This is a genomic window from Atopobiaceae bacterium (assembly GCA_022483015.1).
In the GTDB taxonomy this organism is placed as follows: domain Bacteria; phylum Actinomycetota; class Coriobacteriia; order Coriobacteriales; family Atopobiaceae; genus JALCUE01.
The window spans coordinates 898,611-914,506 of sequence record JAKVOB010000001.1; the positions used below are offsets into that span (position 1 = coordinate 898,611).

Annotated in this window: 12 protein-coding genes; 8 read left to right on the forward strand and 4 right to left on the reverse strand. The window is 66.3% G+C overall.

Annotated features, from left to right (window positions below):
* Nucleotides 1-55: 55 nt before the first annotated feature.
* Nucleotides 56-1,222 (forward strand): SIS domain-containing protein, encoded by a 1,167-nt coding sequence (locus LKE50_03985; protein ID MCH3967771.1) that lies wholly within the window; start codon nucleotides 56-58, stop codon nucleotides 1,220-1,222.
* Nucleotides 1,223-1,267: 45 nt separating this feature from the next.
* Nucleotides 1,268-2,434, forward strand: coding sequence for an N-acetylglucosamine-6-phosphate deacetylase (nagA, locus tag LKE50_03990; GenBank protein MCH3967772.1), 1,167 nt, complete (start codon nucleotides 1,268-1,270; stop codon nucleotides 2,432-2,434).
* Between the two features lie 134 nt (nucleotides 2,435-2,568).
* Here nagA and LKE50_03995 read toward each other — a convergent pair whose 3' ends face one another.
* Nucleotides 2,569-5,004: a glycyl radical protein gene (locus LKE50_03995; protein ID MCH3967773.1), complete on the reverse strand. Its 2,436-nt coding sequence runs from the start codon at nucleotides 5,002-5,004 to the stop codon at nucleotides 2,569-2,571.
* A gap of 229 nt (nucleotides 5,005-5,233) precedes the next feature.
* On the opposite strand from LKE50_03995, the gene LKE50_04000 reads away from it, so the two are divergent.
* Both LKE50_04000 and LKE50_04005 read left to right on the forward strand, forming a co-directional pair.
* Nucleotides 5,234-5,653 carry a GntR family transcriptional regulator gene (locus LKE50_04000; GenBank protein MCH3967774.1) on the forward strand — a complete coding sequence of 140 codons (420 nt, stop codon included), beginning with the start codon at nucleotides 5,234-5,236 and terminating at the stop codon, nucleotides 5,651-5,653.
* A 15-nt stretch (nucleotides 5,654-5,668) separates the two neighbouring features.
* A complete protein-coding gene (locus LKE50_04005) occupies nucleotides 5,669-6,775 on the forward strand; it encodes a DUF1648 domain-containing protein (GenBank protein MCH3967775.1) in 1,107 nt (368 codons plus the stop codon).
* On the opposite strand, the gene LKE50_04010 is transcribed toward LKE50_04005, so the two are convergent.
* Both LKE50_04010 and LKE50_04015 read right to left on the reverse strand, forming a co-directional pair.
* On the reverse strand, nucleotides 6,772-8,136 hold the full coding sequence (locus tag LKE50_04010) for a chloride channel protein (protein MCH3967776.1): 1,365 nt from the start codon (nucleotides 8,134-8,136) through the stop codon (nucleotides 6,772-6,774). The genes LKE50_04005 and LKE50_04010 overlap by 4 nt on opposite strands.
* Nucleotides 8,133-8,885, reverse strand: a complete 753-nt coding sequence (locus tag LKE50_04015) for a DeoR/GlpR family DNA-binding transcription regulator (GenBank protein ID MCH3967777.1) — start codon at nucleotides 8,883-8,885, stop codon at nucleotides 8,133-8,135. Before LKE50_04015 ends, LKE50_04010 begins: the two co-directional genes overlap by 4 nt.
* 863 nt (nucleotides 8,886-9,748) lie before the next feature.
* On the opposite strand from LKE50_04015, the gene pheS reads away from it, so the two are divergent.
* From pheS to LKE50_04030, 3 genes are all read left to right on the forward strand, one after another.
* A complete protein-coding gene (pheS, locus tag LKE50_04020) occupies nucleotides 9,749-10,810 on the forward strand; it encodes a phenylalanine--tRNA ligase subunit alpha (GenBank protein ID MCH3967778.1) in 1,062 nt (353 codons plus the stop codon).
* 86 nt (nucleotides 10,811-10,896) lie between these two features.
* Nucleotides 10,897-13,359, forward strand: a complete 2,463-nt coding sequence (gene pheT, locus LKE50_04025; GenBank protein MCH3967779.1) for a phenylalanine--tRNA ligase subunit beta — start codon at nucleotides 10,897-10,899, stop codon at nucleotides 13,357-13,359.
* 42 nt (nucleotides 13,360-13,401) lie between these two features.
* A complete protein-coding gene (locus tag LKE50_04030; GenBank protein MCH3967780.1) occupies nucleotides 13,402-14,097 on the forward strand; it encodes a hypothetical protein in 696 nt (231 codons plus the stop codon).
* Here LKE50_04030 and LKE50_04035 read toward each other — a convergent pair.
* Entirely contained in the window at nucleotides 14,094-15,014 is a 921-nt protein-coding gene (locus LKE50_04035) for a hypothetical protein (GenBank protein MCH3967781.1), read from the reverse strand. The two genes, LKE50_04030 and LKE50_04035, sit on opposite strands and share 4 nt — an antisense overlap.
* A 114-nt stretch (nucleotides 15,015-15,128) precedes the next feature.
* Between LKE50_04035 and LKE50_04040 the strand changes: the two genes are divergently transcribed.
* Nucleotides 15,129-15,881 (forward strand): GntR family transcriptional regulator, encoded by a 753-nt coding sequence (locus LKE50_04040; GenBank protein MCH3967782.1) that lies wholly within the window; start codon nucleotides 15,129-15,131, stop codon nucleotides 15,879-15,881.
* Nucleotides 15,882-15,896: the final 15 nt, after the last annotated feature.

Genomic DNA, 15,896 nt, shown 5'->3' on the forward strand with positions numbered 1-15,896 from the left:
TCCCTCTGGGCCGACGTCCCATCTACAAGGTCAGACCAACTGAAGGAGCGACGTAATGTTCGAGAAGGACGAGGCCTCACTCAAGGCGATGCGTGCCGACATCACGACCCGCGAGATCAAGCAGCAGCCCGACCTCTGGGAGGGCACGTACCAGATCTACCTTGACAACAAGCAGGCCATCTCGGAGTTCCTCGACTCGGCCAACAAGATGTCGGCCGGTCGGACGCGCGTCGTCTTCACGGGTGCCGGCACCTCCGCCTATGTCGGCGACACGGTGGCCCCGTACCTCCGTCGCGTCGGCCACACCGACACCTATGACTTCGCCCCGGTGGCCTCGACCGACATCGTCTCGGCCCCGCTTGACTACCTGCGTGCCGAGGACCCCACGATCCTGGTCTCGTTCGCCCGTTCCGGCAACAGCCCCGAGTCGCTCGCCGCGGTCGAGCGTGCCGGCCAGATCGCACAGCACATCAAGTACCTCAACATCACCTGTGCTCCCGAGGGCAAGCTCGCCGTCCAGGCCAAGAGCGACCCCAACGCGCTCACCATCCTCATCCCGGATGCCAACGACCAGGGATTCGCCATGACGGGCAGCTACTCCTGCATGGAGCTCATGAGCCTGCTCATCTTCGATCCCGCCACCGACGCGCAGAAGAAGATCTGGGTCGACCAGATCAGCGCCATGGGCAGGGACGTCATCTCCCGCGAGCCCGAGGTCGCCGACTTCCTCGCTGGCGACTATGACCGTCTCACCTATCTTGGCTCCGGCTCGCTCGGCGGCCTCACCCGTGAGGCCCAGCTCAAGGTCCTCGAGCTTGCGGCTGGCAAGATGGCCACCTCCTTCGACACCTCCATGGGGTACCGTCACGGACCGAAGTCGTTCGTCGATGGCCGCACGCTCGTGTTCGTCTTCGTGAGCAACGATGCCTACACCCGCCAGTACGACCTCGACATCCTCCATGAGATCGACGGCGACGCCATCGCCCAGAGGACGGTCGCCGTCCAGCAGGACGTCTCGCCGAGCTTCGAGAACGACTCCTTCACCTTCACAGGCTTCCCGCCGCTCCCCGAGGGCTACCTCGCGCTCCCGTACGTGATGTTCGCCCAGGTGGTCTCGCTCCTCAACTCCATCAAGGTCGGTAACACCCCCGACACCCCCAGCCCCTCGGGCACGGTCAACCGCGTCGTCAAGGGCGTCACGATCCATCCGTTCAACAAGTAGACCAGCGTCGGCACCCTGTGCCGACGAAGCAGAAAGCAGGTCATCATGTACGCACTGCACGCTGACAGGTTCTACCTTCCCGGTGCCCCGCTCGACGGCGGCTACCTCGTCATCGAGGACGACGGCACCTTCGGATGGTGGCAGGAGGACGCTCCTAGCTGCGAGGTCCGCGACTACTCGGGCAAGTCGGTGGCCCCCGGCCTCGTCGACACGCACATCCACGGGTCCCTCGACCACGACGTCATGGACTGTGACTGGGCCGGCGTCGACGCCATCAACCACGGCCTCGTGAGGAACGGCGTCACCTCGTGGACGCCCACCACCCTCACCGCCTCCACCGACCAGCTCACGGCTGCCTGCGCCTCCATCGGTGACAACTACACGTATGCACCCGGTGCCGCAGGTGCAGATGGCGGCGCCCGCGTCCAAGGCATCTTCCTCGAGGGCCCCTTCTTCACCGAGAAGCACAAGGGCGCGCAGAACCCCGCCTACATGGGCGACCCGAAGATCGAGGTCCTCGACGGCTGGCAGCAGGCTGCCCATGGCCTCGTCACCAAGATCGCCATCGCTGCCGAGCGCGAGGGTGCGCCCGAGTTCTGCGCCGAGGCCTCGGCCGAGGGCGTCGCCGTCGCCATCGGGCACTCCGATGCAGGTTACCTCGATACCATCAAGTGCGTGAACGCGGGCGCCTCCGTCTTCGTGCACACCTACAACGGCATGAGCCCGCTGCACCATCGCGAGCCGGGTGTCGTCGGCACGGCCATGACCTCGAGGAACACCTATGCCGAGATGATCTGCGACGGTCACCACCTGAACCCGATCGCGGTGCGCGCCCTCGTGGGTGCCAAGGGCTGGGACCACTGCGTCCTCATCACCGACTGCATGCGTGCCGGTGGCATGCCTGACGGCGACTACACCCTTGGTGAGTTCCCCGTCATCGTGGGCGACGGCATGGCCCGACTCAAGGACGGCGGCTCGCTCGCGGGGTCCATCCTCACGCTCGACAAGGCTGTCAAGAACGTCGTCGAGTGGGGCGTCGTGACCTTCGAGCAGGCGCTCCGCATGGCCACCGAGCAGCCGGCCCGTGCGAACAACATCGAGGACATCTGCGGCTCGATCCTTCCTGGCCGCGACGCGGACCTGTCCGTCTGGAACCCTGACATGACCATCGCCGAGACCATCATCGGCGGCAAGGTCGTCTACCAGGCATAGGCTCCATCCCAGGCCGTGCCTGGGCACTGAGGTATCCCAGGGCCGTCTCCTCTCTCTTCGGCCCTCCGAGCACAGAGGGGTGCGGGCCACGTATCGGCCCGCACCCCTCATACGTCCGTGGGCGTCTTCGGGACCTAGAGTGCCTGCTCGGTCCTGGCGATGATGTCGTCCTGCGTGCGCCGCGAGAGCACGTTGAAGAAGGCGGAGTAGCCGGCCACACGCACGATGAGGTCGCGGTGACGCTCGGGATGCGCCTGCGCGTCGAGCAGCGTGGCCCTGCTCACCACGTTGAACTGCACGTGGTAGCCGTGGAGCCGGTCGAAGAACGTGCGCACCAATGCCTCGAGCTTCTCCTGGTTTCCCGGCTGGTCGAGCATCTCGGGGGTCACCTTCTGGTTGAGGAGGACGCCTCCGCAGATCTTGTCGGTGGGAAGCTTGGCCACGCTCAGGAAGACGGCCGTGGGCCCAAGCCGGTCGGCGGCGTGGCTCGGGCTGCAGGCCTCCGCCAGGGGTTCTCCGGCATGGCGGCCGTCGGGCGTGGCGAGGGTGCCGGCCCCTTGGGGGACGTTTGCCGAGATCGAGCTCGTGCCGGCATAGTAGGTGCCGCCGATGGGGCCGCGCCCGTAACGCGTGTTGTGGTACTTCGAGAGCTCGTCGATGTAGACGTCGTAGGCCTGGCGCACGAGGGAGTCGACGTAGTCGTCGTCATTGCCATATTTGGGCGCGGCCACGAGCAGGCGACGGATCCTCTCGCCCTCCTCGCCCGAGAAGTCGTCCATGAGGGCCTCCCAGAGCCCAGCCGGAGTCACGGCCTGGTCCTCGAAGACGACCTTCTTGATGGCAGCGAGGCTGTCGGCGAGGTTGGCGATGCCCACCTGCAGGTCGGAGATGAAGTCGTAGTGGGCGCCACCCTCCTTGAGGGTGAGGCCGCGGTCGATGCAGTCGTCCACGAGGGTCGAGCAGAGCACGTCCGCCGTGTCCTGCTCGAGCACCATGTCGCAGGTGGTGTCGATGATCACGCACTGGCGGCACATCTCGCGGATGACCTTGTCCCATGAGGCCATGACCTCGTCGAAGCTCGTGAAGTCGCGGAAGTGGCCGCTGCCCTTGCAGAGCTTGGTGCCACTCGCGGGGTCGACGCCGTCGTTCATGGCGATGAGCAGCGCCTTGGGGAAGTTGAGGAAGCTCATGCCGGTGCAGCGGTAGCCCCACTTGCCGGGGACGGCCGTTTCCACGCAGCCGATGGCCGAGTAGTCGTAGGCGTCCTCGCGCGAGACCCCACGCTCCATGAAGCTCGGGATGATGACCTCGTCGTCGTTGAAGGCGGGCATGCCGAAGCCGCATCGCACCACACGAATGGCCTCGTCCATGAAGTCCTTGGGAAGGCGCTTGTGGTAGCGAACCGTGAGGTTGGGCTGCGTGAGGTGGCACTGGGCCACGGAGCGCAGGATGAGCCAGCTCATGGGGTTGGTGGCGTCGATGGGCTCGCCGTCCTGCAGCTTCTGGCCGGCCACGGTCACGTTCTGGTAGAGCGGGCTTCCTGCCGAGAACTGCGTGTGGCTCCACGAGCGGATCTTGTTGATGGTGTAGGTCTTGAGCCAGAGGTTCTCCATGAGCTCGTCGGCATCGCCCTCGGTGATGCGTCCGACGGCCAGGTCAGCCTCGTAGTACGGGTCGAGGAACTGGTCCATGCGCCCATACGAGAGGGAATGGCCGTTCGACTCGATCTGGAGCACGAGGTGCACGAGCCACATGGACTGCACGGCCTCGCGGAGCGTCGATGCCGGCTCATAGGGGACCTTGTCGAGGATGCGGGCCATCTCGGTGAGCTCGGCGGCACGCGCCGCGTCCTTCTCGGTGGCCGCCTGGGAGCGTGCGAGGTCGGCATAGCGCCCGGCGAAGCCGCGGACCGCACCAATCACCTGGATGATTGCGCGGTAAAAGTGGCTCGCGTGTATGGCCTTGGCGTCCGTGAGGTCGAGGCCGTCCAGGGCCGCCTGGGCTCGGCGCTCGTAGCCGACGAGGCCCTCGCGCAGCAGGCGTCCGTAGTCGACGGCTACGTGGGCATCGCCCGAGGTGATGTTGCCCTCGCTCTTGATGATGCCGAGGTCGTAGTAGAGCCGTGAGTGGGGCGGGAAGGCGGCAAGTCCGCGGTCGAGAAGGGTGTTGTGCTCCCAGAAGGGAGCGATGTCACGCAGCGCCTGCTTGGACTGATCGGTGATGTAGAAGCGGTCACCGTCTCGTCTCTCGAACTCGTCGAGCTCATCGATGACCCAGCTCATGGCGTACTCGGGGAAGATGGGTGCGCTGCGGTTGGAGCTTGCCTGGTTGCCGGCGATCAGGGTCTCGGGCTCGATGAAGATCGTCATGCGTCCGAGCACGCGCGTGAGCATCTCGGCACGCTTCATGGTGAGGGGGAGGTCAGCGCATTCGCGGTAGACCTCGGTGGTGATGAGGGCACGCTCCACGTCTACCCAGGGCTTCGCGTCGAGGAGCTCGTCGCGGAAGTGCTCCATGCGGGGTGTGAGGGCACCAAAGTGCTCGAGGGGTGAGGTCGTGGGCGTGGACATGATTGCTCCTTGCTGGCAGTGGTCTGTTCGTTGTCCTACCTTCCAGTATCGAGACGTCCTACCTCTATGTCAACGTACGCAATAGAAAATACTTACGAACGAAAGTACTGGGGCGAGTGGACGGCATTGGCATAGGGCGACCGTCCCTTTTGGAGTCCATCGCATCAGGTCACACCCTTGACGTCCCTGTGCTAATTGTTATAGTCAAGATAGAACAGAAGGAGCCGCTATGGTCATCACCATTGACAGGTTGTCAGACGAGCCAATCTACCAGCAGATACGCTCGCAGGTCATCCAATCGATCGCCTCGGGAGAGCTCGAGGAGGGCGCTCGGCTGCCCTCCGTGCGAAGCCTCGCGGGTGACCTCGGCGTGAACTACCACACCGTGCACGAGGCGTATGGGGTCCTACGTGATGAGGGCTATGTCGTGATGCAGGGTCGCTCCGGGGCGATCGTGGCCGCCCGCGACCTCAAGCAGGTGCGCACCAAGTCGGACGTCGAGGACGAGCGCATGGCGGAGGTCCTTCTCCGCCTTGCCCTCGCCCATAAGGCACGCGGTGGCAACCGCGAGGACTTCCTCGAAGCTGCGGCCAGGCAGGCAGACCTCGCCTATGGGCTCGAGACCCCCTCGCGGGCCTCGGGCAGATAAGGGAGCAAGACCATCATGGACACCACGTTCTTCATCGTTCTCATCGTCGGACTCGTGCCGCTCACGGGCATCTTCATGGCGCTCACGCCCTGGCTCATGCGCCGGCAGGAGTGCTTTGCCGTGACTGTGCCTGTCTCGGCACAGGCAGATCCCATCATAGGGACGTATAAGCGGCGCTATACAGCCGAGGTCGTCGTGCTCTCGGTGGTCTCGACGCTGGCCATCTGGCTCGCCTCCGTCCTGGGAGGTGAGGCTGCGACCACAATCGCCCTCACGCTCGCCGTGCTTGCGATCGTGCTCGTATCGTTCCTGCTCATGCTCCACTATCGCAAGCTCGTGATGCAGCTCAAGGAGGAGCGCGGCTGGCGGGCCGATACGTCGGAGCGCGCGGCCGTGGTCGGCGAGGCGGACATCCCCCAGGCCGTTCCCCTTGCCTGGGAGCTCCTCAACGTGCCGGTCATCTGCGGCACGGCCCTCGTGGGCGTGGCCCTCTATCCTTCCATGCCCGACCAGGTCCCCATGCATATGGACCTTTCGGGTGCGGTCACCTCCTGGGCCGACAAGAGCCCGCTCGTCGTCGTGTTCCCTGTGCTCATACAGGTGGTGATCCTGGCGGCGATGGCGTTCTCGCATTATTCCATCGTGCGCTCGAAGCGCCCCGTCGACCCGACGGCCCCGGTCTCCTCGGCCTTGGCCTATGGTCTGTTCGCACACGCCCAGAGTGTCTATCTCGTCGTGTTTGGTCTGCTCATCGATGCCGTCATGGTCTGTCTGCCACTCTCGTTCGCAGGTGTGCTCTCGATCGCCCAGGCGGCACTCGTCGTCATGGTCGTGGCAATCTCCTGCGTGGTGGGGGCGCTCGCCCTCTCGCTCGTCTATGGGCAGGCCGGTAGCCGCATCGCCGCTCGCGTGGAGGGTGACGGTGCCATGGTCGATGACGATGACGAGCATTGGAAGCTCGGTGTCTTCTACTTCGACGCGCAGGACCCGAGCCTCTTCCTACCCGAGCGCTTTGGCGTAGGCTGGACCGTCAACTATGCCCGTCCTGCCGTCTGGGCCATCATCGCCGCCTTCGTTGTCACCATCATCGCGCTCCTCGTGGTGAGCGCGATGATGGTCTAGCGCGCCGCGCCCTTCTCGGGAGCGTCCTTCGCGGTCCTCTTCCTCGGGTCGATGACGGCCGGCATGGGCAGGTAGGCACCGGCGAGGCCAGCGAGCACCAGCCAGACGATGCTGCGCACCGGGAAGCACAGGATCAGGACGCCGATGGCGAGGAGGGGCTTCCTCGTCATGGCGGCCACGAGCGACGTGGTTACGACCGTGACGCAGAAGACGGGGTCGACGCCGGTGATGGAGGCCATGCCATAGCCGAGCGCGATGCCGGCGAAGATCGTGGGGAAGAAGCGGCCGCCCATCCATCCGAAGTGGATGCAGAGGTTATTGGCGAAGAGCTTCATGACTCCCGTGGCGATGAGGACGAATGCACCAAGACCCTGCCAGGTCCCCATGATCTCGGTGCCCTGGGCCTCGCCGGCGAACATCGTGTAGGGGAGGAGCGAACCGACGAGTCCCATGAGGACACCACAGCCCACGGCCTTGGGGATGGGACGCTCGCCCACGCGGGCCGAGAGGTCGGCGAGGCTCACGTCGAAGGTGTTGTAGACACATCCAGCCAGCCACCCCACCAAGGCGAGCGGGCAGAACCAGATGAGGTAGGACAGGTCGAACGACGTCGCGCCGAATCGTGGCAGGCTCATGCTCGAGCCGAGCACGTCGTTCACCACCATGACACCGCCGAACGCCCCGAAGGCCGCGGCGGTGTAGAGGATGATCTTGGTGCGGCGAGGGTAGCGGTAGCCGGAGGGGTCGGGCGTGGCGTCATCCTCCTCGGCGGCCGAGGCCATCGGGAAGAACGGTGTGGAGAAGATTGCCGAGAGGGTGGCCGAGAGGGTAATCTCGCCCAGGTCCCTCACAGCCAGACCCGCGCGCTTGAGCCGGTCACCTATCCAGGTGCACCCGGCGGCGATGAGGCCGGTGAGCCCGGCCTCGGGGCCGATGGACCCGCCGAAGACGAGGGGTGCCGCAAAGGTGGCCAGTGCGGAGGGCAGGTCATGTACGTGGTAACCGCCGGTGCGCCTCACCTCGGCCATGACGTCCTCCATGGGCGTTGGCGGGTTGTGGAAGCGCCTGAGCAGTAGGCCGATCACGAGGCCACCTAGCGGGCAGATCACGAGCGGTGCCCACCACCAGGGGAGGAGTGCTGGCACAAGGTCCCAGAAGCCCTCCGTGAGGAAGTTGCTCAGCCAGAGCGCGGCCCAGGTCCCCAGACCCACGAGGAAGCCGGCGACCAGCGAGAGCGCGATGACGCCTGCGCTGGCGTCGGCCCGGGTACGGCCCTTGAGCTCGGCCCCGTCGAGGACGAGGCGCGGGTCCTCGGCCTGGTCGCCCTTCTCGTCCGTGCCCCTGTGCTTGCGGTCGCTCATGGCCTAACCACCCTCACGTCGACGCCGTCATGTCGGAGCGTGTCCGCCGCGTCGGCAGGGATGCCGGAGTCGGTGATGACGCAGGAGAGCCTGTCGCCGAGGTGGAGCGGTACCACGCCCCGCTGCGAGAACTTCTCGCTCTCGGTGAGCACGACTACGCCCGCAGCCTGCGAGGACATGTCGCGGACGGCCTGCGCACGGAAGGGATCGGCATTGGTGAAGCCGCCTGCGGGCGTGAAGCCGTCGGTGCCGATGAAGAGGTGGTCCACGCTGAACTCACGGGTACAGAGGGCGAGCAGGGGGCCCACCATGACCTGGGCGTCACGCTGGTAGGCACCACCTAGCATGATGACGCTCACGGTGAGCCGGCCGCGTACGTAAGCTGCGATGAAGGCGCTGTTGGTGACGATGGTGACATCGTCCCTGTGGTCAGCGATGGCTGCTGCGAGCAGGGCGCAGCAGCTTCCCGACTCGATCATGGTCGTCTCGCCGTCGTGCACGAGGTCGAGGGCGGCCTCGGCGATGCGTCGCTTCTGGTCGTAGTGGCGGGCAAGGCGCCCGTTGATGTCATCGGCACTTCCCAAGAACGCGCTGCCATGCTCGCGCTGCACGATGCCGCGTTCGCAGAGCGCATCGAGGTCCTTGCGCACGGTGACGGTGGACACGTCGAGGTCTCGGGCGAGGTCGGCCACGTCGGTGCGGCCCTGGTCGGCGAGGATCTGGAGGATCTGGTTGTCCCGCTTGCCCACCTGGTCACCTCCACGACCTCATCTGGTTCCGTTTGTCTCAGTATAGGTTACGAACGCAAGTGGATAGACATCGGATGGTGTCTGGCGAACGAGCGGTAGGAAGGTAGGTCGCGAGTGGGATGGTCTAGGGTGGGTGACGCCGCGGCTTGGGTGCCGCAAAATCGAGGTTGTACATCGTTCGTGGAACCCACCTCATATCGCTATTACTTTTGATATATTGAACATGCTGGTAGACGGGGCGCCTACTAATCCGGGAGCTCATGCTGGCGCCCTATGCCCGCAGCAAACGATGTACAACCTCGATTACTTGCCACCCAGGCCCTCCGAGCTGGCTTGGACGTCACGGAATCCCCTGTTGTGCCGACGAGGGAGGTCGCATGGCGGCTCGCGTTTGAACCGGGCGCGCGAGATATCGTGCGGGGAGCGTGCGCGCGTCTCCCTATCTCCTGCGTAATGCGTGGCTCCTTGCGAGTTCGTCGCATATGGCAGGCTTGCGAGACCTCATGCGTGCCATGTCCGGGTGGCAGGCCCGTGCTATCATCCATAGCAGGCAATGACGGAGAGGTCCGCCTCGACCGCGTCGCCTTCGCACAAGAGAGGAAGCCCATGGGCTGGGAGGCTTCTGCGAAGGTAGGTCGGCGGAGTTCACTCTACCAGCTGCGAGCTCAACACGGGGACACCCGCAAGTAGGCGAGCCGTCAGTCCCACGGCACGGGACACTCAAGAGGGTCATGCCGGGAGAAATCCGGTGGGCCAATCAAGGTGGTACCGCGGAAGAGCTTCCGTCCTTGGGCATATGGGCCTGGGGACGGTTTTTTGTTGGGGCGCGTGCGCGTCCGGGAAGGGGCATGTGAGCGATGGCGATGATCGATGACCTCAAGGCTATCGAGGATGAGGCCCGCAAAGGCATAGGCGGTGCTCCCGACCTGGCCTCCCTCGACCGCATCCGTGTCGCGGTGACAGGTAAGAAGGGCTCGCTCACGGGTGTGCTCCGCGGCATGGGCGGACTTGCCCCCGACGAGCGCCCTGCCATGGGCAAGCGTGCCAACGAGGTGCGTGCCAACGTCGAGGCTGCCCTCACGGCCCGCAGGTCCGAGCTCGAGCATCGGGCCCTCGAGGCGCGGATCGCGGCGGACTCCGTGGACGTGACCCTTCCGGGACGAGAGCCCCACGTGGGCTCCGAGCACCTCATCTCGCAGATCGTCGAGGAGATCGAGGACGTCTTCTGCGGCCTGGGCTACAAGGTCGAGGACGGCCCCTACGTGGAGTCGACCTACTACAACTTCACGGCCCTGAACGCCCCTGCCGACCATCCCTCCCGTTCGGCCCGCGACACCTTCTACGTCGAGGACAACGCACCCGAGGGCAAGGAGCCGCTCCAGCTGGGGCTCTCTGACGTGCTGCTGCGCACGCAGACCTCGGGCGTGCAGGTCCACACCATGGAGGCCCACCAGCCGCCCATCTATATGATCTGCCCGGGCACGGTCTTCCGTCCCGATACGGCCGACGCCAACCACCTCCCGCAGTTCACGCAGATCGAGGGCCTCGTGGTAGACGAGGGCATCACCTTCGCCGACCTCAAGGGCACCCTCGACTACTTCACGCGTGCCATGTTCGGCGAGGACCGAGCCACCCGCTACCGTCCCCACTTCTTCCCGTTCACCGAGCCCTCCTGCGAGGTCGACGTGTCGTGTGGCGTCTGCGGCGGCAAGGGCTGCCGCTTCTGCAAGGGCACCGGCTGGCTCGAGATCCTCGGATGCGGCATGGTCGACCCCAACGTGTTCGGCTATGTGGGCATTGACCCCGAGAAGTACTCCGGGTTCGCCTTCGGCATCGGCGCCGAGCGCGTCGCGGCCCTTCGCTACGACCTGCCTGACCTGCGTATGCTCATGACCGGCGACATGCGCTTCCTCCACCAGTTCTAGCGAGGCCTGCCGCGCCTGCGGCAGGACGTGCGTATCCCCAGGGCCTTGGGACCAAGGCCCTTGCGAACCCAAGAAAGGCAGCACCTATGCGCATCTCATACGAATGGCTGAACACCATGGTCGACCTGCCGGAGAAGCCGGAAGACCTCGTCAGCGAACTCATCCGCACCGGCACCGAGGTCGAGGCGACCGAGACGGTCGGTGCCAACCTCGATCACGTGGTGGTGGGGCAGGTCCTCACCAAGCAGCCGCACCCCGACTCCGACCACATGTGGCTCTGCACCGAGAGCGTGGGCGACGCCAACCTCGACAAGGACGGCAACCCCGCGCCCCTCCAGATTGTCTGCGGCGCCCAGAACTTCAACGAGGGCGACAAGATCGTGATCGCCATGATCGGTGCCGAGCTCCCCGGGAACGTGAGGATCAAGAAGAGCAAGCTGCGCGGCGTGGAGTCGCGCGGCATGAACTGCTCCGAGCGCGAGCTCGGCCTGGGCAGCGACCATGACGGCATCATGATCCTGCCGGCAGACGCTCCCGTGGGCATGCCCTTCTCGCAGTACCAGGGCACGTCGGACGTGGTGCTCGACTGCGAGATCACCCCCAACCGCCCCGACTGCCTCTCGATGGAGGGCGTGGCCGTGGAGGTCGGCGCCGTCCTCGACCACGACACCCATATCGAGCTCCCTGCCATCGAGCGCGAGGAGGTCCAGCGCAGCCGCGACCTCGTGGACGTCGAAATCGCCGACCCGGCCGTCTGCAGCCGTTACGTCGCCCGCGTGGTGCATGGCGTCAAGATCGGGCCGTCCCCCGAGTGGCTCGCGCGGCGCGTGATCGCGGCGGGAAGCCGTCCGATCAACAACGTCGTCGACGTCACGAACTACGTCATGTACCTCACGGGGCAGCCGCTCCATGCCTTCGACCTCGGCAAGCTCTCCGTCCGCGACGACAAGCGCCACATCGTGGTGCGTCTCGCCAAGGAGGGTGAGCACCTCACCACGCTCGACGGTTGTGACCGCGCCCTCACGACTGACATGGCCGTCATCACCGACGACGGCCGTACCCCGGTGGCGCTTGCCGGCGTGATGGGCGGCCTCGACTCCGAGATCGACGACACGACCAGCGACGTCCTTCTCGAGAGCGCCTGCTTCGAGAAGGGCCGGATCTCGCGCACGAGTCGCTCGCTCGACCTCATGAGCGAGGCGTCCATCCGCTACGAGCGCCAGGTCGATGCCGCGAGCTGCGACGAGGTGTCCGACATCGCGGCGGCGCTGTTCGAGGCCTGCTGCGGCGCCACCGTGTGCCGCGGCCGGGTGGACGTGTACCCCGAGCCCGTCAAGGCTGCCACGATATTCCTGCGTCCGGACCGCGTCCGTGCGCTCGCGGGTGCCGACATCGACGACGCCTTCATGGAGCACGCACTCGTGCGTCTGGGCTGTGCCGTGCGTCCGGACCGAAGGGACCACCGCCTTGTGGTGGTGGCTCCCACGAACCGTCCGGACCTCACGCGTGAGGCCGACCTCGTCGAGGAGGTCCTGCGCCTCTGGGGCATGGGCGATGTGGAGGCGACGCTGCCCGCGGCCCGCAACCATGCCGGTGGCCTCACGGTCGACCAGCGCAGGCGTCAGCTCATCGGACGGACGCTCCGTGCGAGCGGCCTCTCCGAGACCCTCACGTACTGCTTCGCCCAGGACGGTGACCTCGACCGCCTCGGCATGCCCGAGGAGGGGAGGGGCATGGCCGTCCGCATCATGAACCCGCTCCTGGCCGACCAGGCCGAGATGCGTCGCTCGTGCATCCCCGGGCTCCTGCGCTCGGTGGCCTACAACGTGGACCACGGCGTGGCCAACGTGCAGCTCTACGAGCAGGGTAGGATCTTCCACGGCAAGGCCAACCAGAGCCAGCCCGAGGAGCCGAGCGTCATGGCTGCTGTCATGGCCGGTTCCTGGGCCGACGACACCTGGTGCGAGAAGTCGCGCCCGCTCGACTTCTTCGACGCCAAGGGCGTGATCGAGCAGCTCCTCGGGGCCCTGCGCATCACCAAGGTCCGCTTCCGCGTGGCCGATCCCGAGAAGTACCCCTGGCTCCAGCCTGGTCGTGCGGCCGAGGTCATGGCTGCCGGCGAGCTCCTCGGCTGGGTCGGCAACATCCATCCGCGCTCGCTCGAGGCCTTCGGGCTTGGCTGCGACGTCGTGGCCTTCGAGCTCTCGCAGGAGGCCCTGCTCCGCCTCGCGCATCGCGAGCTGCCCTACCAGGAGGTCCCCACGCTTCCCGGCGTCGAGGTCGACCTCGCAATCGTGGTCGACGAGGACGTCACGGCCGAGACCCTCGTGCAGCGCATCACGAGCGCCGGCGGGAAGCTCCTCGACGACGTCCGCCTCTTCGACGTCTACCGCGACCCGGTCCGCGTGGGGCCGGGCAAGAAGTCCATGGCCTTCTCGCTCACGTATCGTGCGGCCGACCATACCCTGACCTCCGAGGAGGTCGACCATGCGCATGCCAAGGTGGTGCGCAAGGTCTGTGCTGCCACGGGTGGCGAGGTCAGGGGCTAGTCACCGAGCCATGCCAGGGCCATTCCTGCTAGGATTGGTCGCATGCCGAGCTGGAACATACATACCGCGCACGTCGAGCGGCTCCTCCATGACGAGGGGCCGCTCGCGCTGGGCGTGGGTGACGTGAACTGCTTCCTCTTCGGCAACTACGTCCCTGACATCTACGTGGGCTACATGGTGCCTGACGTCACGCACACGGTCCCCTATCACGCCACGCACCTCGCCACGCCGCATACCATCCCCATCCCGCGTTCCGACGAGTTCTGGAACACCTACGTGGCGGGTGCGCAGGAGCAGGGCCGTCCTGCGAGCGACGTCTGCCTGGGTGCCTGGGCGCACCTCGTGTGCGACAACGTCTACAACACCAACGTACGGGCCTTCAACGTGGCCCATGGGGTCCAGGCCGGCGAGCAGACGCGCATCCGCAAGCAGGGTGACTTCGACCGCTTCGGACGTACCCTGCCCATCACGATGCGCGTCGCCCTGACTGACGAGCTGGTGGCCGAGTGCGAGGCCTTCCCGCAGTATCCCATCCTCGAGCCCGACGTGGAGCGCTCGGTCGCGGTGGCCGATGCCATCGTGGACGAGAATGCCGTCCATCCGCGCGGGGAGGGTGCCGACGAGCCCGAATACAGCCTGCTCACCGAGGACTTCTTCTTCGAGACCTTCGAGCGTGCCAACAGGGCGCTGCTGCTGAGGCTGCGCGACTACGGCGCATGGAGGCGCAGCCTGGGCTAGCGGGTCTGTTGCGGCGCGGACCCCGCGTCGTGCTGGCCATGGTCGTGGCGCGCGCAGACCGCGGGCACGGTCGTCCGGCCGTCCTCCGAGGCATCCGCCGACTCCCAGGCGACGCGCTCCCCGGCCACCGTCTCGTCCCAGATGAGGGGATGGATCTGCTCCTGCGGGATGAGGTTCACGGGTGTCCCGAGCTCCTGCGCGAGCATGTCATGGAGCCTTTGGGCGTCCTGCGCGGAGCAAGTGCCGTGGTGCTCTACGGCGAGGGTGGTGGCCTGGGGAGCGGCATGGTCCCCCTCGTCTGGGTCATGGAGCAGCCAGATGCGCCGTGCCGGGAAGGTGCCCCCCCAGCTCCGGCTGATGACGCCAGCAAGCGCTCGGGACACCTGGCCCAGGCGAGTGGCATCCGCGGCCGTGGGCTTGTGGGTCGGGTCAGGTTGGGGCCATGCGTCCTGATCACGCGCCATGAGCCGTTCCCAGCGCGCCCGCATGCGCACGACGGCGATGTCATTCGCGACCAGGCACCTGAGCGTGGGCGACAAGGTGGTCGCTGCGGACCAGGCATCGGCCAGGGCATCATCGTCCAGCGAATGTGCGGTGCGGTCGTCCGCGAGGCGGGCGAGCGCGCGGACGCGTCGCCAGTCGACGCGTGCCGCAAGCCGTGTGGCGCAGGCGTTGCCCACGCCCCGCGCGTGCAACCCCACCACGCCGAGGAGCTGGAGCACCGAGGCTCGTGCCAGGGGAGTCGTGCGGAAGGCCTCCCAGGTCAGGCCAGATCTGCCGAGGAAGCGCCTGAGCTCGTCGGTGTCCTGCCAGAGCATGAAGAGGGCGCGCGCGTCGGCGGTCGTGGTGGCAAGCGAGGGGCAACCACCGTCGGTCGGCGACGCGCTCTCTGGCTCGTTGTTCTTCTCGTCCGACATCTCCCGCCGTCCTTCCTGGGGATTCCGTCCTACACTGTCAGGGTAGCCCAACCGCGTGCCCTCCATGGCGCGCCGCGCATCCATGCCAAGGTCTCCCTCGAGAGGAGCATTCCCGTGTCGGATTTCGAGAGGTCGGACTCCTCCCTGCTCTACGTGCAGGTCTCCGACTACGTGCGCGAGAAGATCTACTCCAAGGAGTGGGGCGTGGACGACCGCATCCCCTCCGAGCACGAGCTCATGGCCATGCTGCACCTCTCGCGCGGGACGGTGCAGAAGGGTATTCGCACCCTCGTGGACGAGGGGCTGCTCGTGCAGCAGCGCGGTCGCGGCACCTTCGTGACGCAGCCGGTCATGGCGCGTCCCTCGTCGAACAGCCTGCTCTCGTTCGCCGAGTCGATGAGCGTGCAGGGCATACCCTTCGAGACGCACGTGGTCGAGCGTTCCATCGAGACCGCCGGCAAGGCGTGCGCCTGGCAGCTCGGCATCGAGCGTGGGTCCTCCTACCTCTACCTGGCGCGCGTCCGTGAGGTCTTCGGCGAGCCGGTCATGTGCATCGAGAGCCACCTCAACATCGAGGCCATCCCCGACCTGGTCGATGCCGACTTCGAGCACGAGGGGCTCTTCTCGGCGGTGGAGCGGTGCAGCGGAAGGTCGATCGGCAGGTCCGAGATGGTCTACTCGGCCCGTGCCTGCGGCAAGAAGCGCGGGGCCTGGCTCCGCTGCGACGAGCATGCGCCGGTGCTCGACCTCGACCAGCTGGTCCGCCTCGACGACGGGACCCCCTTCGAGTGGGGCAGCGTCTGGCTCCCGGCGAACCGCTGTGTCATCAGCTCGGCCACCGAGCGCAGCGAGGGCAGTCGGCGCTAGTATCCGGCGTGCTGA

Excerpts from the sequence above, each read along its gene's own strand:
- LKE50_03985 (MCH3967771.1), top strand. The coding sequence starts at position 56 with ATGTTCGAGAAGGACGAGGCCTCACTCAAGGCGATGCGTGCCGACATC.
- nagA (MCH3967772.1), top strand. The coding sequence starts at position 1,268 with ATGTACGCACTGCACGCTGACAGGTTCTACCTTCCCGGTGCCCCGCTC.
- LKE50_03995 (MCH3967773.1), bottom strand. The coding sequence starts at position 5,004 with ATGTCCACGCCCACGACCTCACCCCTCGAGCACTTTGGTGCCCTCACA.
- LKE50_04000 (MCH3967774.1), top strand. The coding sequence starts at position 5,234 with ATGGTCATCACCATTGACAGGTTGTCAGACGAGCCAATCTACCAGCAG.
- LKE50_04005 (MCH3967775.1), top strand. The coding sequence starts at position 5,669 with ATGGACACCACGTTCTTCATCGTTCTCATCGTCGGACTCGTGCCGCTC.
- LKE50_04010 (MCH3967776.1), bottom strand. The coding sequence starts at position 8,136 with ATGAGCGACCGCAAGCACAGGGGCACGGACGAGAAGGGCGACCAGGCC.
- pheS (MCH3967778.1), top strand. The coding sequence starts at position 9,749 with ATGATCGATGACCTCAAGGCTATCGAGGATGAGGCCCGCAAAGGCATA.
- pheT (MCH3967779.1), top strand. The coding sequence starts at position 10,897 with ATGCGCATCTCATACGAATGGCTGAACACCATGGTCGACCTGCCGGAG.
- LKE50_04030 (MCH3967780.1), top strand. The coding sequence starts at position 13,402 with ATGCCGAGCTGGAACATACATACCGCGCACGTCGAGCGGCTCCTCCAT.
- LKE50_04035 (MCH3967781.1), bottom strand. The coding sequence starts at position 15,014 with ATGTCGGACGAGAAGAACAACGAGCCAGAGAGCGCGTCGCCGACCGAC.